This window comes from Micromonospora sp. MH33 (assembly GCF_003013775.1).
GTDB classification, from domain to species: Bacteria; Actinomycetota; Actinomycetes; order Mycobacteriales; family Micromonosporaceae; genus Micromonospora; species Micromonospora fulviviridis.
This window is the reverse complement of sequence record NZ_MUYZ01000015.1, coordinates 16,663-42,177: the sequence shown is the minus strand read 5'-3', so window position 1 is coordinate 42,177 and position 25,515 is coordinate 16,663. Positions and strand designations below refer to the sequence as shown.

The window sequence follows — 25,515 nt, the reverse complement described above, 5'->3', positions numbered from 1 at the left end:
CTTCGTGCATCCCATCGTGCTCGGCGCCGGCACCCGATTCTTCCCGCCGTTGGCCCGGCGTCAGGCCATGACGCTCGTCGAGGCCCGCACCTTCGACGGCACCGTCACGAGCCTCCGGTACGCCCGGCGCGGGAGGTGTGACCCGGTCAGGACGTGCGGCGCGCCTGATAGACAAGTAGGGCTACCTGCACGCGGTTCTCGGCCGCGGTCTTGGACAGTATTCGCGACACGTGCGTCTTCACGGTCGCCTCGCTCATGAACATGTCGCCAGCGATGGAAGCGTTCGAGCTGCCTGCGGCGATTCCCTCAGCCACCTCCATCTCCCGTTCTGTGAGCTGCGCGAGCCGGCGCCGAGCCTCGTGCGTTTGCGGATCGCTTTCCCGACTGCTGATGTGCGACACCAGCCGCTCTGTGACCTGCGCCGAGAACACCGAATCACCGGCGGCCGCCATGTGCACAGCCCGCGCGATTTCCTGCGGTGCGGTCTCCTTGAGCAGGTAGCCGAGGGCGCCCGCCGCAAGCGCTTCCAGCACGTAGTGGTCGAGATGGAAGGTGGTGAGGATCAACACCGCGGGTGGATCCGGGCGCCGGCGCAGTTGCCGAGTCGCGGTGACGCCGTCCATGACGGGCATCTGGAGATCCATCATCACGACATCGACCGGATCGTTGCGAGTCCGGTCCAGGGCTTCCTGACCGTTGGCGGCCTCACCAACCACCTGGATGGTGGGATCTGCCGACAGCACCATGCGCAATCCGGTCCGCACCATGGCATCGTCATCAACGATCAGTACTCGGGTCACTTCCACGTCAGCTCCGCACACAGTTCGAATTGGTGGGATTCTGAGATGCCGTAATGCAATGTTCCGCCCGTCAGAGCGACTCGTTCTGTCAGCCCAATCAGGCCGCGATCGGACCCGGGCATCTCCAGCCTCTCGGCCGTCAGGGGATTGCGTATTTGCAGGAGTAAACCGCCGGATGTGCGCCGCAGGGTGAGCGACACAGCGGAGCCGGGGGCGTGTTTCCGGGCATTCGTCAGCCCTTCCTGGACGATGCGATAAGCGGCGCGTCCCACATCTGGCGGGACACCGTCCGCGATGTCGGGAGTCCTCGCTACCGCCACTCGCTGACCGGCGTCCGTGGCGTCGCGGAGCAAGTCGTCGACACGGTCCAGTCCCGGTTGCTCCAGTGATCGAGGCTCGTCGGCTCGCAGAACACCAATTGCCACGCGCAGTTCCTCCAACGCCTGGACGGCGGCAGATCTGATCAACTCGGCAGACCGGCGGACATCGCTCTGGGCCGGATCCGGCATGACATCGAGGCCACCCGCGTGCAGAGCCACGAGAGAGATCCGATGCGCGACGGCGTCATGCATTTCCCTCGCAATCCGGGTGCGCTCGGCACGGCGAATCTCTCTCTCCCGCAATTCTTGTTCCCGCTCCAGCCGCTCCGCCCGCTCCCGGTAAGAGTCGAGCAATGCTTTTTGCGCCTGCCGTAATGCACCCCAAGCGGTCAATGCCGCGGCGATGGCGACGTTGACCGTGAAGGTCAACAACAGCGAGCTGTTCTTGGGATACAGCGTCCAAAAGAAGCAGCCGCAGACGACATTGAACGATGCGATGAGCAGCGCCACCGTCAGCTGTCGATGGCGTGCCACGGCGTAAAGTGCCAACATATTTGCCAGTCCGCCGGAGGCGAATACGGCGGCGACCCCCGCCAAAGCCAGCGCCACCGGTACGGGCGCACGGCGAGAGAACACCAGGGCCGCGCTGGCCAAGGCACCGAACAGCACATCAATCCAGCGTGCTGCACCCGCCGGAGCCTGCTGCAGAACTCCATATAGAAGGGCAAGTCCGCCCGCGAACGAAACAAGCACCAAGAATGCGGGTCGGACATACGACAGCCACCCGCGGCCCGGCTGGATTGCGGTTTCGTCCTCGCTCACGCGACGAGCCTAGGGAAGAGATCGCCCGCATGCAATGCCCTTCCGTCGACCGCTCGTACAACTTTAGTTGGTGAGTCTGCCCGGAAGGATCGATGTGCGGTGTCGTGAAACCTGGCGGAATTGTGGCCATGAACTCCACCCCGACTTTGCAAACCATCGGCGAACGTACTCGAAGCTTCGTTGGCGACGTACTGAGGCCACCTAGCACGCCAACCGGGTCCCCTCGGCGGATCCTCGCCGCTCGACAGATCACCGCCGTGGTCGGCTCTCTCGCGACCCTCATTCAAGTGGTGATCTGGCTACTGATCGGTGTTATCGGCGGCGATCTGGACTCGCCATGGTGGCTTCTCACCGCGGTCGCCACCACCGCAGTTGTCGGCGGACTCACAGTCGCCGACGGGCTGGCCGCAGACATCCGATGACCGGACCGGACGCGCCAGCGGAACTCAGCGCGCCGCCCGGGCGCAACCCCACCCGAACCCCACACTCCTCTGGAGCAAACATGCCCACCACGTTCACCTCGATTCAGCGACGCGTCACAGGTCTGAGCGGAATCGCCGGCGGAGTCGTGTCGGTGCTGATGGTTGCGCTGTACTTCGTCTACTCCGGGCCGCCGCCCCTGGCGAACGTGCTCGGTCGCAACCTCATCACCGTCGCCACGTTCACTGGCTTCCTCATTTTCTCGGTCGGCCTGTCTCGCATGCTCAGGGCCAGCCGACATGGGGACCCGGGGCTCTCGGGAGCGCTTGCGGTCACGGCGCTACAGGCCTATGTCGTGGTCACCCTGGTTTCCGCGTCGTTGGAGACCGGAACGTCCCTGTGGTACCCGGACGGTTCCCTGGATCCGACCGTGGACGGCCCGCTCGCGTCCGCGGTCGTCCTCCTGCACGGCCCCATCGCTCGGGTCCTCGTGGCCACGTACCTTATCGCGCTGAGCATCGCGACCCGTAATGGTATTTTCTCGGCCCGGGTCCGTCGATGCAGCATCATCCTGGCCGCAGCCAACCTTGCGCTCGTGCCGTCACTCTTCTTCGGCATGGACGCGGCCTCGTTCTACGCCGCAAACGGTTGGGGCTCTGTCGCCCTCATCGGACTGATCAACGTGATCTGGTTCGGCGTCCTGGGCCGAGCGGTCCTCAAGACCGGAGTGACTGCTGCATCAAGCGGGGAACGAATTCATTCGCTCACTCGTTGACCGAGATCCAACTCCCGGACCGCAAGGGGCTGTCCCGGTAGCGGTGGCCCCCGGGGCGATAACAGCAACAGCGTTGAACAAGGAGTCCGACCTGCCGCAGCGCGGGTCGGACCCTTGCCGGCCGGCCATCTCTTGCCCGTGGCATCGACGTGTCGAGCTGGGCCGGGTGAGCCCGCCCGCAGGCACCGGCTGCGACCCGGACGGCCGATGTCATCTCAGCGCGGCTGCCTTGCCCAGCAGCAGGGACCGTTCGCGGGCATTGCGGCACGCCGCGGTCGTTGAGGAGGGCCACGACGTCCATGTCGTTCTCGGGAGGGCAGCCAGTGGGGTTGCCCATCGGTGGGTCGCCTCTGGACTTCGGCCCACTGTCTGGCAAAGTCAGGGTGCGCGTACGAGGGCGCTGTCAGGTGCCGAAGCGGCGGCGGGAGTCCTCGATCGCGCAAGTCCCCTTCAGTCCCAGCCGGACGCTCCGCACGGCGCATGCCCACGTGGCGAGGCTCTGAAGGTCGCGGACGTTAGCTCGGACGCGCCGGCCGCCGTCCGCAATCACCCGCCGTTCCGCAAGGTCCAGGAGCGGCTGTCACATCTCTCGCCGCTCCTGCCGCTCGCGCTCGCCGGTGTGGTGGCATTCGCCGTTGCTTCTACCACCGGGACGCCTCCGATGCGCCACCATGCCCCCCAAGTCTGGGCAGCCGCTGGCCGCTGGCCGGGATATCACTGGGGGTCGGCCTCCTGATCCTCACCGGACTGGCCATCGCCGCCCGACCGCGCCGGAAGGCTGCCATGGCCCGGCTGGCCCATGTTCTCAAAGGGATACACCAAGCTGCCGAACCCCGGCGCGACAGTTGAGCAGGACCATCGCCAATCGTCGCGAAACAACTGAAACCCTGGCGGCACCCAGCAACACCAGGGCGAGGCCGTAGAGAGTCCCCCTGCCCGGCCCGAGAACACTCATACGCCCGGAACCTGGAGGTCGGGGCAGGCAGCAGTAGGCGCGGTCGAGGTTCCAAGGACTAGGCGGCTCCGCTGCCTGGTTGACCTATGCTCGCGGTCATGTCCCTGGCGAGTGCGGGCGGCGCGAGCCGCTGGTTCGGGTCGGTGGCGCAGTCCACCGGCGATGGGCAGGTCTTCGTCTTCCCGCATGCCGGTGGCATCGCCGCGTCGTTCATGGAGTGGCAGGCGATGGCTGAGCCGGAGCTGTCGTTGCAGGTCGCGCTGATGCCGGCCAGGGGGATCCGGATGCACGAGCCGCCCGTCGACGACATTACGGAGCTGGTGGATCAGCTGACGACGGCGGTCATCGAGCGGGCGTCGGGGCCGTTCCTGCTGTTCGGGCACAGCCTGGGCGCGCTGGTGGCGTTCGAGGTGGCCCGGGAACTGCGCCGCCGGGGCGCACCCGATCCGCTGGCGCTGCTGGTCAGCGGGGCCGAGGCGCCGCAGACCCGGCTGATCACGCAGCGCTGTCACGATCTCGACGACACCGGCCTGATCGAGGCGTTGCGCGACTTCGGGGCCACCCCGGCCGGATTGCTGGCGGACCGGGAGATGATGGAGATCATTCTGCCGGGTATCCGGGCCGACTTCGCCCTGTCCGAGCGGTACGCCTACCGTGCCGAGCCGCCGCTGGAGCTGCCGGTGCACGTGCTGCTCGGCGACGGGGACGAGCACGTGGACCTGGACCGGGCGGCCGGGTGGGCGCTGGAATGCGCGGCCCCGCCACAGCGACATGTGTTCGCCGGTGGGCATTTCTTCCTGACTGACTACCAGTCGGAAATCTTGGACCTTATGCGCCGCATCGTCGCCCGTCACACCGCTGTGGCGTAATTATCGACAAAGGATGTGTAAGGACTCTTGCCCGCACCGGCGCTTCCATTGTGTCGGGTGTTCGACCTGGCGGACCGGCGAGACGCGGTGCTACAGTTCGCCATCCGTTCATCGATGGGACGTCGCTGACGAGGCGGCAAACCGTTGCGTGCGCCGAGGTGCTCATGAGCCCGTCGTACTTGCCGTCCTTGATTCTGCGTGAGTACTTGCATACGGTGGCGACCGTCCACCCCCAGCTGCGCGAGGTGCTTGATTTCGAGCGCCCGGGTGCGGCTGCGGCGCTGGCGGAGCTGGCCGCCACGGTGAGCGAATTCGACACCGACTCCACCGGCCGGGGCGATTCCTATCGCCGGGCCCAGCGCGACACCCTGGTGCGCTGGACCGGAATGCGGCAACTGCTGGAGCTGGCCGCTCCAGCCGGATCCGAGCCGGTCACACTCATCCTGGACGTGCTCGGCGGCGACGGCACCGTGGCGCGCGCGGCGAGCAGCCAGTCCGCCTGTTTCGAGTCCAAGCTGGCGTTCATCACGGGCGACCTGTCCGGCCACATGGTCGACAAGGCGCTCGCGCACGGCCTGCCCGCCGTGCGCCAGGCCGCGCACTTCCTGTTTCTGCGCGCTGCCAGCCTGGACGCGGTGCTGCTCGCCTACGGAACGCATCACATCCCGGCACACCAGCGGCCGCTGGCGGTGGCGGAGGCGGCCCGGGTGGTCCGCCCCGGTGGCCGGATCGTGCTGCACGACTTCGACGAGTCGAGCCCGATGGCCCGATTCTTCGGTGAGGTGGTGCATTCGCACGCCTCCGGTGGCCACGACTACCAGCATTTCAGCCGGGCGGAACTGGCCAGCCTGTTCGCCCAGGCCGATCTGCCGGTGCGCATCGTCGACCTCTATGACCCGCTGATCGTGCGCGCCGACACCGCACAGTCCGCGTACGCGCGGATACGCGACTATGTCGGCGACATGTACGGGATACGGGAATTTTTCGCGACGCTGAGCGATGACGAGGTGTGGCGGCTGCTGACGCACCACTTCGACCACACCGGCTACCTGGCCGCGCTCGGTGGCCGTGACGACATCCCGGTGCGGCCGGTGCTCTACCGGACCGACGGGCAGTTCGTCGCCGAAGTGCCCAGGATGGCGATCGTCGCGGTCGCGACAAGGACGGCATGACCCCATGTCCAGCCCGCGCTACCTGATCGATCTGGTGCACCGGCCCTCGGGCGCCGACGCCGACCGGCCCGCGATCGTCGCCCCCGACGGGGAGCTGAGCTACGCACAGCTGTGGCAGCGGATCGGCGCGACGGCCGAACTGCTGCGCCGGGCCGGGATCAGGCCGGGTGACCTGGTCGGCCTCTACCTGCACCGGTCCGCCGACTACGTGACGTCGCTGCTGGCGACGCTCACGGTGGGCGCGGTCGCGGTGCCGATCGATCCCGAGCTGCCCTCCGGCCGGGCCGAGCAGATGCTCGCCATGGCCGCACCCCGGCTCGTCCTGTACGCGGACCGGCCCGCGACCGTCGCCGCGCCGGCGGGCACCCGCTGGCGCGATGTGCGTACCGCCAAGGTGGTGGCGGGGACCGATCCGCTGGATCGCGCGGGCTGGCTGCCGCCGGGGGAGCAGGCCGCGCTGGTGTTGTTCACCTCGGGTTCCACCGGCCAGCCGAAGGGTGTCGTGCTGCACCACGCCGGGCTGGTCAACCGGCTGGCCTGGGGCCACGACTGGTTCGGTTTCGCCGCCGACGACCGGGTGCTGCACAAGGCGTCGATCGGGTTCGACGCGTCGGTACACGAGATCTTCTCCCCGCTCATCGCCGGTGGCACCGTGGTCATCGCGGGGGCGGGCCTGCAATTCGACAGTCTCGGCCTGGTCCGGCTGATCCAGCGGGAAGCTGTCACGACCGCGCATTTCGTGCCGACCATGCTGCGGCACCTGCTCGACGAGCCGGAACTGCCCGGATGTGTCACGTTGCGGCGGGTGCTGTGCGGCGGTGAGGCGCTGGACATGCAGCTGGTCCGGCGGTTTCGTGCGGCGCTGCCGGCCGGGCTGTTCAACGGGTACGGCCCCAGCGAGACCTCGATCAACGTGTCCTACTGGGACTGCTCCGAGGCGTACGCGGGCAGCATCGCCCCGATCGGCCGGATCATCGGCGGGGTGTCGGCGCGGGTGCTGGACGAGGAGTTCCGGCCGGTCGCCGACGGCGAGACCGGTGAGCTGTGGATCGGCGGGGTCGCGGTCGGCCTGGGCTACCTGCGCGACGACGAGCGGACGGCGCACCGTTTCCGGCCCGATCCGGCGCAACCGGGCGCCTGGCTCTACCGCACAGGTGACCTGGTGCGGGTCGCGCCGGAGGGTTTCCTGGAGTTCCGGGGCCGGGTCGACGACCAGGTCAAGATCCGGGGCATCCGGGTGGAGCCGGGCGAGGTCGCCGCGGTGCTGCGCAAGCATCCCGCCGTGCACGACGCGGTGGTCGTCGCCGTGCCGGACGAGGACGGGCCGCGCCTGGTCGGATACGTGGTACCGCAGCCACGCCGGGCCCCGACGATCGGCGGGCTGCCCCGGTTCCGGCTGCCCAACGGCATGGCGGTGACGGCGGCGTCGCCGGACGAGGCCGTCTTCCTCTACCGGCAGATCTTCGACCACGCGGAGTATTCCCGGTTCGGCGTACGCCTCGGTGACGGCGCGGTCGTTGTCGACGTGGGCGCCAATATCGGCCTGTTCTCGCTGTGGGCGACCCGGCAGGCACGCGATGTGCACCTGATCGCGGTCGAGCCGAACCCGGACACGCTGCCGTACCTTCGGGCCAACCTCAGCCTCTACGCCGAGTCCGCGACCATCGTGGAGGCCGCGGTGACCGATGTGGCGGGCACGGCCGAGCTGATCTCGTTTCCCGAGCTGAGCTACCTGTCCGGCCTGGGCGCCGACCGGGCCGACGCCGCGTCGGACCTGGTCCGGTCGCACTACCGGCAGGGTGGCGGCGACGCCGACGAGGCCGAGCAGGCCGCGCTGCTGGCCGACGCGCACCGGCGCCTGACCTCGGTGGCGCACGTGGTGCCGACGGTGACCCTGTCCGCGCTGCTGGACCGGTTCGGCCTGGACCGGGTTGACCTGCTGAAGGTCAACACCGAGGGCGCCGAGCTGAGTGTGCTGCGCGGCCTGCGCCCGGAGCACTGGCCCCGCATCGGCCAGGTGTGCCTGGAGGTCGAACGCAGCAGCGTGACCGCGCCGCAGGTGCGCGAGCTGCTGTCGGCGGCCGGGTTCGAGGTGCACGAGATCGGCGACTGGAACGTCGGGGCGGACGCCGATGTCAGCTACCTCTACGCGATGCGGCCGCAGGGTCAGCCGCCGGCGGCCTCGCCCTGGGACGAGCCCGCCGACCAGCTGCTGACGACCGGGCTGCTCCAGGGATACCTGGCGTCGGTGCTGCCGCCCGCGATGCACCCGGACCAGCTCGTCTTCGTCGACAGCCTGCCCCGCCTACCCAACGGCAAGGTGGCCCGGCTGGAGCTGCCGCCGCCACCCCGGCGGCACGCGGAATCGGCCCCGGAGCAGGGCAGCGCCCTCGCCGACCGGCTGCGCGAGGCGTGGCGGGTCACGCTCGGCGTCGACGCCGTCCATGACGACGACAACTTCCTCGCCCTCGGCGGGCACTCGCTGACCGCGCTGCGGGTGGTGCACCGGGTACGCGAGATGGCCGACCTGGAGGTGTCGCCGGCGAGCTGCCTGCGCGCCGGGTCCTTCGCCGACTGGTTGACCCGGGTCACGGACGCGAGACGCGATGTCAGCCCCCCTCGGTAACGCGCCGCGGCACGTCGTCGTGGTGGGCAGCGGCCAGCTCGCCCGCTCGCTGTGCGATTCCCTGGCCTCGATGCAAACCCCCCAGCGGATGCGCGTGACCGTGCTGGCCCGTAACCTCACCGCCGCCCTCGGCGTGGCCCGGGGCGCGCAGGTTCGCGCCACGGTCGCCGGGACCGGGGTCGACTTCACCGGCGAGCCGTTCACCGCCGAACCGTCCACCGACCCCGGCGGCGGGTACGCCGCCAACGCCGTGTCGATGGCCCGGCTCCGCCCCGACGTGCTGGTCTGCGCCGCGTCGACCCAGTCGCCGTACGAGCGGGTGCACACGCCGTCGGCCTGGACGGAGCTGGTCGCCACGGCCGGCTTCGGGATGACGCTGGCGTTGCAGGCGGAGCTGGTGTCCCGGCTGGCCGCCGCGCTGGCCGGCGGCGCACCGGACGCGGTGCTGGTCAACGGCTGCTTCCCGGACGCGGTCAACCCGCTGCTGGCTGCGCTGAATCTGCCCGTGCTGTGCGGCATCGGCAACGTGGCGACCCTGGCCGCGTGTCTGGACGCCGCGCTGGGCCGTCCCGGGCCGCGGCGGCTGGCTGTGCTCGGCCACCATGCCCACCTCCCCGCGCCCGACCCGGACAGCACCGGGGACAACACCGCCGAGGTACGCGCCTGGCTGGACGGCCGGCCCGTCCCGGACGTCACCGGGCTGTTGGCCGGCTACCGTGCCCTGCCCCGGCCGCAGCTGAACGCGCTGGCCGGACATGCCGCCGCAGCCCTGGTGGCGGGGCTCGCCGCCGACGCGGGTGAGGTCGTGGCGAGCCTGCCCGGGCCGCTGGGGCTGCCCGGCGGCTATCCGGTCCTGATCAGCGGTGGCCGGGCGCAGCTGCGGCTGCCGCCCGAGGTCAGCGCGGCGCAGGCCGTCGCCTGGAACACCGCCGCCGGGCACCGGGACGGCGTCGAGGTCAGCGACGGCCACGTGCGTTATCCGGAGCACGCCCGGGCGGCGCTGTCGGCGTACCAGCCGGAACTGGCCGAAGGCTGGCGCGTGACCGAAATGCCAGAGGTCTTCGCCCGGTTCATCGCCCTGCGCGACCATCTGCGAGCGGCGCCACCGACGCCGGCGCATGCCCCTCGTGTGTTGGAGGAATCCCGATGCCCGTGACCGCCCCGACCACACGCAACCTGATCACCGACTATTACGACGTCATCGCCTCCGCGGTGGATCAGTGCGGCGCCGTCCCGGGCGGCCCTGCCGGGACGCCCGGCTTCGCGCCCGGCTTCGACCTGCCCGAGCTGACCCCGGCGGTGCGCGAATACTACGCCGCCGCCACCGCGAGCTGGTCCCCGCTGGGCGAATACGGCGGGCACAACCTCCAGCTGCTCGACCTGACCGCGAACCCGGGCACCCAGACCACCAAGACGTTCGCGTCGATGGTGATCGTCGCCCGGGCGGTGGAATACATCCGGCGCACCGGGACCCGGCTGTGCATCTTCACGCCGACCTCCGGCAACAAGGGGGTCGCCCTGCGCGACGCGGTGGCCCGCACCTACGCGGCTGGGCTGGTGACGCCGGAGCAGCTGTCCATCGTGGTGCTGGCGCCACAGTCGACCCGGCACAAGTTCCGCCACGACGCGCTGGCCGCCGACCCGCGGTCACGCCAGGTCAACCCGCTGCTGCGCTACACCGGCAGCGACCCGGAAGGGGTGAAGGCGCTCGGCCGCGCGTTCGTCGACGAGTACGCCGCCACGATGCAGGACAAGCACGGCGTCACGCTGTGGTACACCCTCGACCTGAAGAACTACCTGGTCGCGGACGCTGCCCGGGCCGCCTTCGAGGCTGACGTGGCCCCGGCCAGCGCTGCCCGCCCCCGCTGGCACGCCCACGCCGTCTCCAGCGCCTTCGGCCTGCTCGGCTACAACCTGGGCCGCGACGTGCTCGAAGCGGCGGGCCAGGCCAGCACGGCCGACCGCCCGGGCTTCCTGCTCGTGCAGCACCTCGGTACGCCCGACATGGTGCTCAACCTGCGCCACGGTTCGTTCGAGCGGAACAACTGCCCGGCCTACACGCTGGATGAGGGCGTGGGCGCCTGGACACAGGACAAGGACCCGCACTTCCCGGCCGTCACCGACGACCCGGCCGAGGTGCTCGACCCCACCTTCTACACCCACCGCCCGGTGACCTCCCCGGCGATGAACGCCTTGATCGAGCGGCACGGTGGCGACGGCATCGTCGTGTCGCGGCGCGAGTGCGCCCAGCGCTACCCGGTGGCCCGGGACTGGCTGGCCAACGCCGGGCTCAACCTGCCCGCCGACCCCGAGCAGCTGCGGGAGTGGTCGATCGTGATGGCGCTGACCGGTGTCTGCAACGCCATCGACCGCGGCCTGGTGCCGGCCGGGCACGACATCGTGGTGCACGGCACCGGCAGCTACGCCAACGACTTCGCCGTCGCCGTCGCGGACGCCGAGGTGTCCACGGTCGCCGACATCGTGGCCGCCGTCCTCAGCAAATGGTGAGCCTGGCGTACTCCGACCGCCCGCTCGGCCTGTCACCCGAGCGGGCCGCCTGGCTTGCCGCGCAGGCCCACGCCGCCGGGGTCACCCCGGCCGCGGTGGTCCTCACCGCGACCGCCCTGCTGGTACGCCGGTACACCGGCGCCCAGGTCGTGACGCTGCGGCACGGCGACGACCTGGTGGCGCTGGATCTGACCGCCGACGCCCCGATCCGCGAGCTGTGGCGGTCGGTGCGCCCGGCACCGCCGGGTTCCACCGCCGACGCCAGCGTCCGGTTGAGCCCCGACCTCGGCGAAGGCGCCGTGTCGGGGCTGCCCGGTGACTACGCCGATGACCTCTGCGCCGACCTGACCGAGTTTCTGTCCGCGCTGGACCCGGCCGCGTCGTCGGCCGACGTGTTGCCGTCGGCCCGCTACGAGCAGCGCCGGGCACCACAACTGGCCCGGCTGCACGGGGGCGACGGCACCGAAGCCGACGGCGTACGCGGTGACACGATCCCGGCCGCGTTCGCATCGGTCGTCGCCGCGCACCCGCAGCGGATGGCGGTGCTGGCCGACGACGCGACCGTGACCTATCGGGAACTCGGCGCCGCCGTAGCCGCGACCGCCGTGGCACTGGCCGACCCGGGCACCGGCTCGGCGCCGCCCGCGCCGGTCGGGGTGCTGTGCCGCCACGGCGTCGCCACCATCACCGGCATCCTGGCGGTGCTGGCGTCGGGGTCCGCGTACGTGCCGCTGGACACCGTGTTCCCGGCGGTCCGGCTGGCCGGGATGCTGCGCGACGCCGGGGTGCGGGCCATCGTCACGGACCCCGAGCACGCGCGGCTCGCCGCCGCGCTGGCCGCCGAAGCCGGGCTGCCGCAGCTGCCGATCGTGCACCTGCAGCCGGGCACCGCCCCGGCCGACCTGTCGCTGCTGCGGGGGCCCGCGCGGCCGGACGACCCGGCGTACGCGCTCTACACCTCCGGGTCGACCGGAATGCCGAAGGGTGTGGTGCAGAGCCACCGCAACGTGCTGTTCGGCGTACGCAACCACGTGTGCAACTTCGTCATCCGGCCGGACGACCGCACCAGCGTGCTCACCTCGTTCGGCTACGACATGGCGGTCACCGACACGTTCAGCGCCCTGCTGTCCGGCGCCGCCGCCGTCCCCGTCGACGTTCGCGCGCACGGCCTCGGCCACCTGACCAGCGCCCTCGCCGACCGGCGCGTCACGATCTACCACTCCACCCCGACCGTCTACCGATACCTGGTGGCGAGCCTGGGCGAGGGCGGGCGGCTGCCGTCCATCCGCGCCGTCGTGCTCGGCGGCGAGGAGGTGACCCGGCACGACGTAACGCTGGCCCGGCGGTCGTTCGCGCCCGGTGTGGTGTTCGTCAACGGGTACGGCACCACCGAGATCAGCTTCGCCGCGCAGCACCACCTGCCGGCGGGTGCGCCGCTGGAGCAGGCCGTCGTGCCGATCGGGCACCCGCTGCCGGGCATCGAGGTGGTGCTGGCAGACCCGGCCGGGCGTCCGACCTGCCTGACCGGCGAGGTCATCGTGCGTACCCCGCACGTCGCACTGGGGTACCTGGGCCGGCCGGAGCTCACGGCGGCCCGGTTCATCGAGCACGGCGGGGTGCGGGCGTACCGGACCGGGGACATCGCGCGGCGGCTGCCCGACGGGACGCTGGTCTATCTGAGTCGCAGCGACCGGATGGTGAAGATCCGCGGCCATCGCGTGGAGCTGGGCGAGATCGAAGCCCGCCTGGCCGGGTTGCCCGGGGTGGGCCAGGCGGCCGTCGTGGCCCGGCGCAGCGTGGCCGTTGCCGGCACCGGCGAGCACGAGATCATCGCGTACGTGGTCCCGGCCGTGGGGGCGAGCGTCGAGCCGGGACGCCTGCGGGAGCAGTTGGCAGCGGTGCTGCCGGACTTCATGGTGCCCCGGGCCGTGGTGGCGGTGGCGCAGCTGCCGATGGGCCCGACCGGCAAGCTCGACCAGGCCGCCCTGCCCGATCCGGATGCCGAGGCCGGGCGAATCGTCACGGGGGCCGGCGGGCCGCCGTCGGGGCCGCTCGAGGAGACGATCGCGGTGGCCTGGTGCGCGGTGCTGGGACTGCCCGCCGTGGACCGTCAGGTGGGCTTCTTCGAGTTGGGCGGGCATTCGCTCCAACTCGCCCTGGTGCAGCGGCACCTGGAGGAACGCCTCGACCGGCGGGTGCCGCTGGCCCGGCTGATGGAGTTTTCGACGGTGGCGGCGCTGGCGGCACACCTGGGGGCGGCGGCCGGCGCTGACGGCGTACCGGCGGACGGTCGCCTGGTGGCGGTCAGGCAGCGGATGGCGCGGCGCAGAGCCGCGCGGGGCGGTGGCGGCGGGCAGGGGGAGACGTGAGCGAGGACGACCAGATCGCGGTGGTGGGCCTGTCCTGCCGGGTGCCCGGCGCGGACGACGCACCCGCCATGTGGCAGAACCTGCTGTCCGGGGTGGACTCGGTGCGTCGGTTGACCGCCGCCGAGGGTGCGCTCACCGACCCCGACTGGGTGCCGGTGTTCGGGCGGCTCGACGACCTGGACGGTTTCGACGCGGACCTGTTCGGCTATCCCGCCGAGCTGGCGGCGCTGCTCGATCCGCAGCATCGGCTGTTCCTCGAGGTCGCCTGGCGCGCCCTGGAGGACGCGGGAATCGATCCCGACCGTGACCCGGCCCAGGTCGGCGTGTTCGCCGGCTGCGGCCCCAACCGCTACCTGCACCATCACCTGCTGGGCAATCCCGCCCTGAAGCCCGGCTTCGGTGGCCTGGCCGAGGACTGGGACGACGCGCTGACCGGCTCGGGCTGCGACTACCTGCCGACGCGCACCGCGTACGCGCTGGGGCTGGCGGGACCGGCCGTGGCGATCCAGACCGCCTGCTCGACATCGCTGGTCGCGGTGTGCCAGGCGGCGCAGAGCCTGCTGGACTACCGCTGCGACCTGGCGATCGCCGGTGGCTCGGCGGTCGTCTCCACCCGGCAGGCCGGTTACCGCCTGCGGCCGGGCGGCCTGCTGGCCACGGACGGGGTGTGCCGCCCCTACGACGCGGCCGCGACCGGGCAGGTGTTCGGCAACGGCGCCGGCGCGGTGGTGCTCAAGCGCCTCGCCGAGGCGCGAGCCGACGGCGACAACGTCTACGCCGTCATCCCGGGCTGGGCGGTGAACAACGACGGCGCGGACCGGCCCGGCTTCATCATCCCGGGCGTGGCCGGGCAGGCGGCGGTGCTGGCGGAGGCGCTGGCGTCGGTGGGCTGGGACCCGGCCGAGGTGGGCTACCTGGAGGGTCACGGCACCGGCACCCCGGTGGGCGACGCGATCGAGGTCGACGCCCTGGCTCGGGTACGCCGGCGCAGCCGCAGCCCGCTGCTGCTCGGCTCGGTCAAGGGCAACCTCGGCAACCTGGACGCCGCCGCCGGCGTGATCTCCCTGATCAAGACCGTGTACGCCGTCCACACCGGACAGGTCCCGGGGACGGCGCACTTCACCCGCTCGCACGACGATGTCGACCTGGCCGCGGCGGACGCCGAGGTCAGCGCGCAGACCCGGCCGTGGACCGGGCACCGGCGGGCCGGGGTGAGCTCGTTCGGCCTCGGCGGCACCAACGCGCACGTGCTGGTGCAGCAGGCGCCCGGTGCGGACGACCATGACGAGTCGAACAGCGAGCTTGGACAGGAACGTCACGACCGGATGGTGCTGGGGCTGTCGGCGGGCAGCCCGACGGCGCTGCGGGAGTTGGCCCGGCGGCTGGCCGAGCGGCTCGCCGTGGGTGACCTCGCCGTGGCGGACGTGGCGCACACCCTGGCGGTGGGACGGCGGCGGCTGGCCTACCGGGCTGCCGTCGGATGCGCCGACGCCCAGGAGGCGGTCGGGCAGTTGACCGCGCTCGCGCAGGGCGAACCGGTGGCCCACGACGCCGCCGCGCGCTCCTGGCGGGACGGTGGCGACCTGCCTGCGGTGCGGGGGCGGCGGGTTCGGCTGCCCGGCTATCCGTTCCAGCGGACCCGACACTGGATCGAGGCAAACCGATGAACGGCCCCCACCTGCCCTATCCCGAGCTGTGCCTGCCCGACCTGGTCGCCGGGCACGCCCAGCGGCGCCCCCACGCGCCCGCCGTCGTGCAGGGCGACCTGACCCTGAGCTACCGCGACCTCGTCGGCCGGGCCAGCGCCCTCGCCGCGTCGCTGCGCGCCCACGGCATCGCCCCGGACGACCTCGTCGGTGTCTGCGTGGACCGCCGCCCGGACCTGGTGGTCGCCCTGCTCGGCGTGCAGGCGGCCGGCGCGGGGTATGTCCCGCTCGACCCGGCGCTGCCGCCGCAGCGGTTGCGCGAACTGTCCGCCGAGGCCCGCCTTGACGTCATCGTCGGTGCGCCCACCGCCGCGCCCGAAGCCTTCGGCGATGTGACCGTGCTGGGCGTACCAGCCGAAACGGCGCCCTGGCAGCCGACGCCCGCGACGCTGTCCACCACGGCGTACGCGATGTTCACGTCCGGGTCGACCGGGCAGCCCAAGGGCGCGGTGATCGAGCACCGGGCGCTGACCGAGAAGGTCACCAACATCGCGGACTTTTCCAACTACGGCGAGGCGACCCGGTGCCTGGCCTTCGCCTCCATCGGGTTCGACGCGTCCGTGGCCGACCTGCTCGCTCCGCTCGCCGCCGGCGGCACGGTCGTGCTGGCCGGCGACGCCGAGCGGGCCGACCCGACCCGGCTCTACCGGGTGTGCGCCGAACAGGGCGTCGACGTGGTGGTGCTGCCGCCGCCGATCCTGCCGCTGCTGGACCCGGCCCGGCTGCCCGGCGTACGGCTGGTCATGACCGGTGGGGAAGCGACCGGCCCGGAGCAGGTCGGCCGGTGGACCGAGGGAGGCCGCCGGTTCATCAGCGTCTACGGCCCGACCGAGGCGACGGTGTTGGTGTCCTGGTTCGAGGGCAGCGGCACCTGGACCCGGCCCATCCCGATCGGCAGGCCCGCCGCCAACCACCGCATCCACCTCGTCGACGACAGCCTGCGCGAGGTCGGCCCCGGTGAGATCGGCGAGGTGCTCGCCGGCGGGCCGGGGCTGGGCCGCGGCTACCTGTTCGACGCCGCGCGCACGGCCGAGCGGTTCATCCCGGATCCGTTCACGCCGCAGCCCGGGCAGCGGCTCTACCGCACCGGTGATCTCGCCCGATGGTTGCCGGACGGGAGCCTGGAATTCCTCGGCCGCGCCGACCGGCAGGTCAAGATCCGCGGACAGCGCATCGAGCTCGGCGAGGTGGAGGCGGTGCTGCGCCGCCACCCCGAGGTGGGCAACGCCAGCGTCCAGGCGGGCGTCGGCCCCGGCGGCCAGGAACTCGTTGCGTACGTGGCGACCGGCCTGGACGTGGCGGACCTGCGCGCCTACTGCGCGCGGCTGCTGCCGCCCGCGGCCGTCCCGGCGCGGATGTTCACCATGGCCGAGCTGCCGATCACCATCAACGGCAAGATCGACACCGAGCGGCTGGTCGCCCTCGCCGAACCCGCCCCGGCACCGCAGGGCGAGGCACCGGCCACCGACACCGAACGCCTCATCGCGCAGGCCTGGGCGGTGCTGCTGGACGAGCCGGCCCTCGACCGCGACGCCGACTTCTACGACCACGGTGGGCACTCCATCACCGCGATGCGGCTGGTCGCCGACCTGCGCAAGCGGCTCGGCCGGAACATCGCGATCGAGGACGTGCTGATCGGGCGTACGCTGCGCGGCATCGCCGCCCGCGCCGACGCCGCCGCCGAAGCCGGCCCGGCCACCGCTTCCCGGGGCCGTCCACCGGCCCTGTCCCCGGCACAGCAGCGGCTGTGGTTCCTCGACCGCTACTTCCACGCCGCCGCATCGGCCTACAACGTCGCCTTCGCCGAACGGCTCACCGGCCCCCTCGACATCGCGGCCCTGGCCACGGCCCTCACCGCCGTCGCGGACCGCCAGCAGATCCTGCGCTGGCGCATCCCGGACACCGACGGCGTCCCGTACGCCGTGGCCGACCCGCCCGCGCCGGTGCCGCTGCCCGTGCTCGAACTGGCCCCGGGCACGGAACTCGCCACCCACCTCGCGACGGGCGCGGCGGCACCGTTCACGCTGGCCACCGACACGCTGTGGCGGGCCGAACTGATCCGCACCGGCGCCGACGAGCACGTGCTGGCCGTCTACGCCCACCACGCCGTGTTCGACGGCTGGTCCCAGTCGCTGTTCTACGCCGACCTCGCCACCGCCTACCGCGCCGCGCTCGGCGACGGGCCGCCGCTGCCGCCACTGCCCGCCACCTACGGCGACTATGTCGCGTGGCGCGCCGACCGCTCCCGGCGACGCGCCCAGCAGGACCTGGACTGGTGGCTGGAGCACCTGACCGGCGTCCCCGTCGTGCTGGAGCTGCCCGGAGGACGAGACCGGCCCGCCGAACAGACCTTCACCAGCGCGGCCGTGACCACCCGGCTGGACCGGGCCGCGACCGCCGCCCTCACCGACCTCGCCGCCGGGCTCGGCGCGACCCCGGCCGCCGCCGTGCTGGCCGCGTTCGCGCTGGTGCTGGCCCGGCGCACCGGCCACCCGGACCTGGTCATCGGCACGCCCACGGTGGACCGGCGAGCCGCCGACTTCGAGCAGATGGTCGGGTTCTTCATCGAGATCGCACCGCTGCGGCTGCGTCAGGCCCCCGAGGCGGGCTTCGCCGAGCATGTGCGCGCCGCGTGGGAGGAACTCCTCGCCGCGCTCGCGCACCCGGAAGCGCCGGTGGAACGCCTCGTCGGCGGGTTCGGCCTCGGGGGCCTGCTCGACCGCAGCCCACTGGTGCAGGTGCTGTTCAACATGTACACGTTCGACGAACCGAAGCTGGACCTGGCCGGGCTCGACAGCGAGCCGGTGCCGGTGGCCGCGCCCGGGTCGCCGTTCGATCTCACCCTCTACGGCGTGACCCGGGACGGGCACCTGCGCGTGGAGATCGTCTTCAACCCGGAGGTCTACGGCACCGACCTGATGACGGCCCTGCTCGGCGAGGTCGAGCAGCTGCTGCGGGCCGGAACCGCCGATCCGCGGCAACCCGTGTCACAACTGCCCGGCTGGACAGCCATCCCAGCCGGGACGCCGGGCCACGTGACCCGGGCCGCCCGGGTCAAACGGGCCGTGGGCCGGTCGGGCGCGATCACCCAACGCCCCGCCACCGCCACCGAACGCCAGATCGCGTCGGTCTGGTGCAACGTGCTCGGCATACCGGAAGTGGCGGCCACGGACAGCTTCTTCGACATCGGCGGTGGCTCACTGGCCGTCGCCGTCGTACAGCGGCAACTCAACCGGCTGCTCGGCACGAACCTGCGGCTGGTGGACCTGTTCCGCCATCCGACCGTCCGCACCCTCGCCACGCACCTGGACAGCACCCGCGCGTCCATGGAATCACCTGCGGAAAGCGCCGAGGACGCGGCCGTGGAACGGGCCGCCCGCCGCGGCGCCGTCCGACTCCAGCGCGCCCGGCGCCGCTGGACCGACGAGCCCGCTGTCGAGGGTGATCCGGCGTGACGCACCTGGTCCCCCTCGGCGACACCGGCTGGTCGGTCTGGCGTGACGTGCTGCTGCGCAGCGCCGGGTTCCCCGCCGCCGGCCTGGACCGCTTCGCCGCACCGGACTGCGCCGACGCCGCCGACCGTCACCTCGCCGGTGACCTCGACGCGGCGGCGTTCACGGCCGCGTACGCCGACGCCACCCGGGCGTCGGCGGCGGCGGTGTGCCAGATCGCCGCCGACCCGCTGTTCCGTGAGGCCGTGACCTGGCAGAACCCGGACGTCCTGGTGGCGCTCGACGGGCTGGTCACCGACGGCCCGGACGGGCCACGCAACGTCCGCCGCCGGGGCCGGGAGAACGTCGTCGCCGGGTACTGGCAACGCTATGTCGCCAAGTGCGAAACCATCGGCTTCTTCGGGCCGGTGTGCTGGGGCACCGTCGAACCCGGCCCGGCCACCATCACCACCAGGCCCGGCCCCGGCCTGCTCCGCCAACGCGCCGTCCACCTCGAATACTGGGCCCTTTCCGCGTACGCGGACAGGCTGGCGGCGGACCCGCCGGTGCGGGCGTGGCTGGCCCCGACCCTGGCGCCGCACGCCCACCTGGACCGGCGGGTGGTGCACCGGCCCGCCCAGCGCCCGACGCCGGTGTCGCTGACCGAGTCGATCGCGCTGGCCTGCTGCGACGGCAGCCGCCCCGCGCGGGAGATCGTCGACGACCTGGTCCGCGACGAGCAGACCGGCGTACGCCGGGCCGAGGAGGGGTTCCTGCTGCTGGCGCACCTGGCCGAACGGGGCCTGCTGCGCTGGGACTTCGACCTGCCGCAGGGCTTCGCCGCCCAGGCGTGCCTGCGTGAGCGGATCGGCGCCATCGGCGATCCGGCGCTCCGGGACAACGCCCTGGCCGGGCTGAACCGGCTGACCGACGCCCGGACCCGGGTCGCCGACGCCGCCGGTGACCCCACCGCGCTGGCCGCCGCGCTGTCCGCACTGGACGCCGAGTTCACCGAGCTGACCGGGTTGCCGCCGCGCCGCCGGGCCGGGCAGAACTACGCCGGGCGGGCGCTGTGCCACGAGGAGACCGCCCGCGACGTGGAGTTCACCGTCGGCACCGGCCTGCTCGACTCCCTGGCCCCGGCACTGGCGTGTGCGTTGCAGGCGGCGCGCTGGCTCACCGCCGAACTGGCCACGGCCTACGCCGACGCGCTGCGCGACCTGTACGCCGAGTTGAGCGGCGACGGACCCGTCCGCCTCGGCGACCTGTGGTTCCTCGCCCAGGGCCCGCTGTTCGGGCCCAGCGACCGGCCCGTCGATCGGGTCGCGCGCGAATTCGCCACCCGCTGGGAACGAGTGCTCGGGCTCGCCGACCTGCCCGCCGACGCCGCGCGGCTGCAGGTCAGCTCGGCCGAGCTGGCGCCCCGGATGGCCGAGCAGTTCCCGGCGACCCGGCCCGGCTGGAGTGCCGGCCGGGTGCACAGCCCGGACCTGCAGATCTTCGCCGAGTCGCCGCAGGCGCTGGCCGACGGCGAGTTCGGCGCGGTGCTCGGTGAGCTGCACGCGGCGTACGCGACGTTCAACGCCGAACTGTTCACGCACTGCCATCCCGACCTGGACCGGCTGCGGCGCGCGTACGCGGCGGACCTGGGCTCGGGACGGCTGCGCCCGCTCTACCCGGTCGACTTCCCCCGCGTCGGCGGCCGGTTGTCGGCGTCGCTGTTCGGGCCCGGCGACCACCAGCTCGCGTTCGCCGACGCGCCGGGCGCCCGGCGGGGCCGGCTCGTGCCGGCCAACGCCGCCCTGGTGTCAGAAGTGGACGGCACCATGGTGGCGACCGGGCCCGACGGCACCCGCTGGCCGCTGGTCGAGGTGTTCTCCGACCTGATCGCGGTGCACGCCGCCGACGCGTTCAAGCTGATGACCGAACGCCCGCACAGCCCCCGGCTCACCGTGGACAACCTGGTGCTGGCCCGAGAGACGTGGCGCACCACGGTCGGGCGGACCGGCCTGACCAGCGCCATCGACCAGGCACAGCGCTACCTCGCGGTACGCCGGTGGCGGGGCGCGCTGGGCCTGCCGGAGCGGGTCTTCGTCCGGGTGGCCACCGAGCTCAAGCCCACGTACGCAGACCTGACCAGCCCGCTCTACGCCAACCGGCTCTGCCTGCTGCTGCGGGCGGCACGCCAGGCGGGCGGCGACGACGTGCCGGTGACGGTGTCGGAGCTGCTGCCGAATCTGTCACAGGCGTGGCTGCCCGACGGCCAGGGCCGCCACTACGTCAGCGAGCTGCGCCTGCACATCAGCGATCCGGCCGAGCCGAAGGGAATGCCGTGGTGAGCGAGACAGTGGAGCCGATCGCGATCGTCGGGCTCAGCCTGCGCGTACCAGGGGCGTCGTCTGCGGAGCAGTTCTGGCGCAACCTGGTCGACGGCACCGAGTCGTTCACCCGGTTCAGCCGGGCCGAGCTGCTGGCGCGCGGGGTCAGCGAGGACGAACTCGACGACCCGGCGTACGTGCCGGTGGCGGCCGTGCTCGACCAGTTCGACCATTTCGACGCGGGTCTGTTCGGCATGAGCCCGCGCGACGCGGAGCTGGCAGACCCGCAGCAGCGGCTGTTCCTGGAGCACGCGCACGCCGCCCTGATCGACGCGGGCTGCGACCCGACCCGCTACGACGGCGAGATCGGCGTCTACGCGGGCGGCAACGCCGACCTCTACCAGTGGCTCAACGTCCGGCGCAGCCCGCAGGCGCTGGCGGACGCGGGTGAGCTGCGGGTGTCGCTGGGCAACAAGCCCGACTACCTGGCCAGCACCGTGTCGTTCCGGCTCAACCTGCGCGGCCCGGCGATGACCGTACAGACCGCCTGCTCGTCGTCGCTGGTGGCGGTGCACCTGGCCAGCGAGGCGCTGCGCAACGGCGAGTGCGACACGGCGCTCGCGGGCGGGGTGTGCGTGGAGCTGCCACACGCCCTCGGGTATATCGCCGACGACGGGTACACGTCCGCCGACGGGCACTGCCGCCCGTTCGACGCGCAGGCCAACGGCACCGTCTACGGCAGCGGGGTCGGGGTCGTCGTGCTCAAGCGGCTGTCCGACGCGCTGGCCGACGGAGACGACATCCGCGCGCTGATCATCGGCAACGCGGTCAACAACGACGGCACCACCAAGGCCAGCTTCACCGCGCCCAGCGTCAGCGGGCAGTTGGAGGTCGTCGTGCAGGCCCTCGCGGTCGCCGGCGTCACCCCACGCTCGGTCAGCTACGTGGAGGCGCACGGCACCGGCACGGTCCTCGGCGACTCGATCGAGATCGCGGCGTTGACGGCGGCCTACGGGCGGCGCACCACCGAGCGGGGCTGGTGTGGGGTCGGCTCGACCAAGGCCAACATCGGCCACCTCAGCGCGGCCGGCGGCGTGATCGGCCTGATCAAGACCGTGCTGTCGATGCAGCACCGGCTCATCCCGCCCAGCATCAACCACGACCGGCCGCACCCGGAGATCGACTTCGAGGCGAGCCCGTTCTACGTGGTGTCGACGCTGACCAAGTGGGAGCCTGAGGAGCAGCGGCCGCTGCGGGCCGGGGTGAGCTCCCTCGGTCTCGGCGGCACCAACGCGCACCTGCTGCTCCAGGAGGCGCCGCCTCCCGCACCCGCCACGGCGCCGGGCCACGGTGCGGGCGAGCTGATCCAGGTGTCCGCCGCGACCCCGGCCGCGCTGGCGGCGGCGTGCGCCCAGGTGGCCGCCCGGCTCACCGACCGGCCGGAGTTGGAGCTGCGCGATGTGGCGTACACATTGCGGGAGGGACGGCCGGTCTATCAGCACCGCGCCGCCGTCGTCGCCGTGGACCGGGCGCAGGCGGCCGCAGCGCTGACCGACCCGAAGCGTCGGGCCAGCGGCGACGCCGCGACCGTGCCCCGGGTGGGCCTGCTCTTCCCCGGCCAGGGCTCGCAGCATCCCGGCATGGGCGCGCGCCTCGCCGCGACCGAGCCGGAGTTCGCGGCCACCGTGGACGAATGTGCCGGGATCCTCGGCTGGGACCCGCACGAGCTGATCTTCAGCACGCAGCCCGGTGCCGACCAGCGGCTGACCCAACCCGCGGTGCTGCAACCCGCCCTGTTCACCATCGAATACGCCACCGCGATGCTGTGGCGGCACTGGGATGTCACACCCGCCGCCATGATCGGCCACTCCATCGGCGAGCTGGTGGCGGCGACCGTGGCCGGGGTCTTCGACCTGCCCGACGCGCTGCGGCTCGCCGCTGCCCGGGGCCGTCTGGTCCAGGCCGCGCCGCAGGGCCGCATGCTCGCCGTGCAGCGCGGCGCCGACGAGATCTCGCCCCTGCTGCCCGCCGGCGTCGCCGTGGCGATCAGCAACGGGCCCAACACATGCGTGCTGGCCGGCGCATCGGAGCCGGTGACCGCCTTCGCCGGCACGCTGCGCGAACGCGGCGTCAGCTGCACCCTGCTGCGGTCGCCGTACGCGATGCACGTGCCGCTGCTGGACCCGGTGCGCGACGAGTTCGCGGCGCTGGTGGCGGCGGTGCCGCGCCGGGCGCCGAGCCTGCCGGTGTGGTCGGCCGCGACCGCCGCACCGTTCACCGACGCGCAGATCACCGATCCGGCGTACTGGGGGGAGCAGCTGTGCCGTCCGGTGCGGTTCGGGGCCACGGTGGCAGCGCTCGCCGCGACGGGCGCCGCCGACGAGTGGCTGCTGCTGGAGTGCGGTCCCGGCCGCCAACTCGCCGGGCTCGCCCGGCTCAACCTGCCGCCGGGGGCCAGGGCACCGCTGCGTACGCTGCCCGCGCCGGGGGAGAAGCTGACCGACCGGCAGACCGCCTACGAGGCGGCGGGCCGGTTGTGGACGGCCGGGGTCCCCGTACGCCTGCCCGCGCCCGACAAACCACGCCGGGTGCCCCTGCCCGGGTACCCGTACCAGCGGACCCGGCACTGGATCGACCCGGCGCCGGTGGCCGCACCAGCCGAACCGGCCGCCGACCGCCGCCACGACGACGGGGTCGTCGAGGTGCCGGTCTGGCACCAACTGCCCGCCACGGCACCCGCCGAGGCGCCCGGTCAGCTGCTGCTCTTCGCCGCCGGTGAGCGTGGCACTGCCCTCGCGGCCCGTCTGCGTGAGCGCGGCACCGACGTCACCGTGGTCCGCCCCGGGACCGCCTTCGCCGTCCGCCCCGGCGGCTACCAGCTGCGCGCGACCAACGCCGCCGACTATCAGCGGCTGCTCGATGAGTGCGCCGACGACGGCCGGGCCGCCCGGATCGTGCACACCTGGGCGCTGGACGGCGACCCGGCCGGCTCCGATGCGGATGCCGTGTCGGCGGCCCAGGAGCACGGGTACTACGCGCTGCTGACGCTGCTGGACGCGCTGCCGGCCGCCGGCGTGGAGCTGGATGTGGTCACCGCCGGCGTGGCCGACGTGACCGGGGCCGACCTGGTGCGCCCGGAACACGCCACGGCGGCCGGGGCGGTGCGCTCGGTGCCGCTGGAACGCCCGCAGCTGCGCTGCCACTGGGTCGACGTCGACCCCGGCGACCTCGACGTGGACGCGGTGGTGGACGAACTGCTCGGCGCCGAGCGGGCCGAGACGGTCGCGCTGCGGCTGGGCGGGCGCCGCTGGACCCGCGAGTTCGTTCCGGTCCGGCCGGGTGGGCGTGCCGCCTCCGGGTTGGGCATCCGCGACGGCGGGCGTTACCTGATCACCGGCGGGCTGGGCCGCGTCGGCGGCGCGTTCGCCGCCGACCTGGCCCGGCGTGGCGCGCAACTGGTGCTGGTGAGCCGCACCGCGCAGCCGCCGCCGGCCACGATCGAGGCCCTGGCGCAGGCGGGCGCCCGGGTGCGTCACCTCACCGCCGACGTGGCCGACGTGGACGCCATGCGGGCGGTACGCGCCGAAGTCCTGCGTGACCTCGGCGGCCTCGACGGCATCATCCACGCCGCGAAGCTGCCCGACACCGGCCTGTCCGCCGGGTCGCGGCTGGCCGAGGCGGCGGCGGAACTGCGGCCGAAGGTCACCGGCACGCTGGTGCTGCGCGAGGTCTTCGGTGACCTGCCGCTCGACTTCGTGGCGCTGACCTCGTCGGTGACCGCGCTCGCCGGTGGCCTGGGCCGGGCCGACGACACCGCCGCCAACGCATTCCTCGACGCGTACGCGCGCAGCCCGCACGGCTGGCCGACCCGCCTCGTGTCGCTGGCCTGGGGCGCGTGGCGGGAGGAGGGCGTGCCCGAACACGACGGGTTGCCCCCCGCGGCGGCGGTCGCCGCGGGGCAGCGGGTCCTCGCCGAGGGCCGCACCGGCTCGGTGGCGATCGGCGCCTACACGGTGGCCGCGGTCGCCGGCCACGAACGGCGACTCGCCTCGGCCGCCGCCACGGTGACCTCCACCGTGGCCGCCGCGGACGGCGACCTGACCGCCACCATCGCCCGGATCTGGGGCGACGTCCTCGGCGTCGCCGAGGTCGACCCGCACGACAACTTCTTCCGACTGGGCGGCACCTCGCTGGTGGCGGCGCAGCTGGTGCTGCGCATCCGCCAGGCCGTCGGCGCCCGGCTGTCCATGCGGGTGCTGTTCGACGCGCCGACCGTCGCCGCGATGGCCGCCCGGATCGAGTCGCTGCGCGGCGCCCCACCGGCCGCCGACGCGGAGGCACCCATCCCGCGCCTCCGCAGACCGGGGCAGCCGGCGTGACCGACTGCACCGCAGCGAAGCAAGGGCCAGGAGGGCATGCCAAGG

At 72.7% G+C, this 25,515-nt stretch carries 14 protein-coding genes; 12 read left to right on the top strand and 2 right to left on the bottom strand.

Annotated elements, in window-relative coordinates; genetic code table 11:
• Positions 1 to 146: 146 nt before the first annotated feature.
• Complete coding sequence (locus B0E53_RS04905; RefSeq protein ID WP_281492836.1) at positions 147 to 806, bottom strand: response regulator transcription factor; 660 nt, start codon at positions 804 to 806, stop codon at positions 147 to 149.
• A complete protein-coding gene (locus B0E53_RS04900) occupies positions 797 to 1,942 on the bottom strand; it encodes a histidine kinase (protein ID WP_146167590.1) in 1,146 nt (381 codons plus the stop codon). Before B0E53_RS04900 ends, B0E53_RS04905 begins: the two co-directional genes overlap by 10 nt.
• 128 nt (positions 1,943 to 2,070) lie before the next feature.
• Here B0E53_RS04900 and B0E53_RS36890 point away from each other — a divergent pair, with 128 nt between their 5' ends.
• The 12 genes from B0E53_RS36890 (at position 2,071) to B0E53_RS04845 (ending at position 25,470) form a co-directional block, all read left to right on the top strand.
• A complete protein-coding gene (locus tag B0E53_RS36890) occupies positions 2,071 to 2,364 on the top strand; it encodes a hypothetical protein (protein WP_146167589.1) in 294 nt (97 codons plus the stop codon).
• A gap of 80 nt (positions 2,365 to 2,444) precedes the next feature.
• The gene (locus B0E53_RS04895) at positions 2,445 to 3,137 is read left to right on the top strand and encodes a hypothetical protein (protein WP_107074876.1); all 693 of its coding nucleotides are present in this window, start codon (positions 2,445 to 2,447) and stop codon (positions 3,135 to 3,137) included.
• A 1,053-nt stretch (positions 3,138 to 4,190) separates the two neighbouring features.
• A complete protein-coding gene (locus tag B0E53_RS04890) occupies positions 4,191 to 4,961 on the top strand; it encodes an alpha/beta fold hydrolase (protein WP_246835244.1) in 771 nt (256 codons plus the stop codon).
• A gap of 164 nt (positions 4,962 to 5,125) precedes the next feature.
• A complete protein-coding gene (locus B0E53_RS04885) occupies positions 5,126 to 6,133 on the top strand; it encodes a class I SAM-dependent methyltransferase (protein WP_107074874.1) in 1,008 nt (335 codons plus the stop codon).
• Positions 6,134 to 6,137: 4 nt separating this feature from the next.
• Positions 6,138 to 8,759 (top strand): amino acid adenylation domain-containing protein, encoded by a 2,622-nt coding sequence (locus tag B0E53_RS04880; RefSeq protein WP_107074873.1) that lies wholly within the window; start codon positions 6,138 to 6,140, stop codon positions 8,757 to 8,759.
• Positions 8,740 to 9,915, top strand: coding sequence for a potassium transporter TrkA (locus B0E53_RS04875; protein WP_107074872.1), 1,176 nt, complete (start codon positions 8,740 to 8,742; stop codon positions 9,913 to 9,915). The genes B0E53_RS04880 and B0E53_RS04875 overlap by 20 nt, the downstream gene beginning before the upstream one ends.
• A complete protein-coding gene (locus tag B0E53_RS04870) occupies positions 9,906 to 11,267 on the top strand; it encodes a DUF6002 family protein (RefSeq protein WP_107074871.1) in 1,362 nt (453 codons plus the stop codon). Before B0E53_RS04875 ends, B0E53_RS04870 begins: the two co-directional genes overlap by 10 nt.
• The gene (locus B0E53_RS38510; RefSeq protein ID WP_107074870.1) at positions 11,261 to 13,636 is read left to right on the top strand and encodes a non-ribosomal peptide synthetase; all 2,376 of its coding nucleotides are present in this window, start codon (positions 11,261 to 11,263) and stop codon (positions 13,634 to 13,636) included. The genes B0E53_RS04870 and B0E53_RS38510 overlap by 7 nt, the downstream gene beginning before the upstream one ends.
• Positions 13,633 to 15,303 (top strand): polyketide synthase, encoded by a 1,671-nt coding sequence (locus B0E53_RS38505; RefSeq protein WP_107074869.1) that lies wholly within the window; start codon positions 13,633 to 13,635, stop codon positions 15,301 to 15,303. Before B0E53_RS38510 ends, B0E53_RS38505 begins: the two co-directional genes overlap by 4 nt.
• The gene (locus tag B0E53_RS04855) at positions 15,300 to 18,797 is read left to right on the top strand and encodes a non-ribosomal peptide synthetase (RefSeq protein ID WP_107074868.1); all 3,498 of its coding nucleotides are present in this window, start codon (positions 15,300 to 15,302) and stop codon (positions 18,795 to 18,797) included. The genes B0E53_RS38505 and B0E53_RS04855 overlap by 4 nt, the downstream gene beginning before the upstream one ends.
• A complete protein-coding gene (locus B0E53_RS04850; protein WP_107074867.1) occupies positions 18,794 to 21,112 on the top strand; it encodes a lantibiotic dehydratase in 2,319 nt (772 codons plus the stop codon). Before B0E53_RS04855 ends, B0E53_RS04850 begins: the two co-directional genes overlap by 4 nt.
• Complete coding sequence (locus B0E53_RS04845) at positions 21,109 to 25,470, top strand: type I polyketide synthase (RefSeq protein ID WP_107074882.1); 4,362 nt, start codon at positions 21,109 to 21,111, stop codon at positions 25,468 to 25,470. Before B0E53_RS04850 ends, B0E53_RS04845 begins: the two co-directional genes overlap by 4 nt.
• Positions 25,471 to 25,515 lie beyond the last annotated feature (45 nt).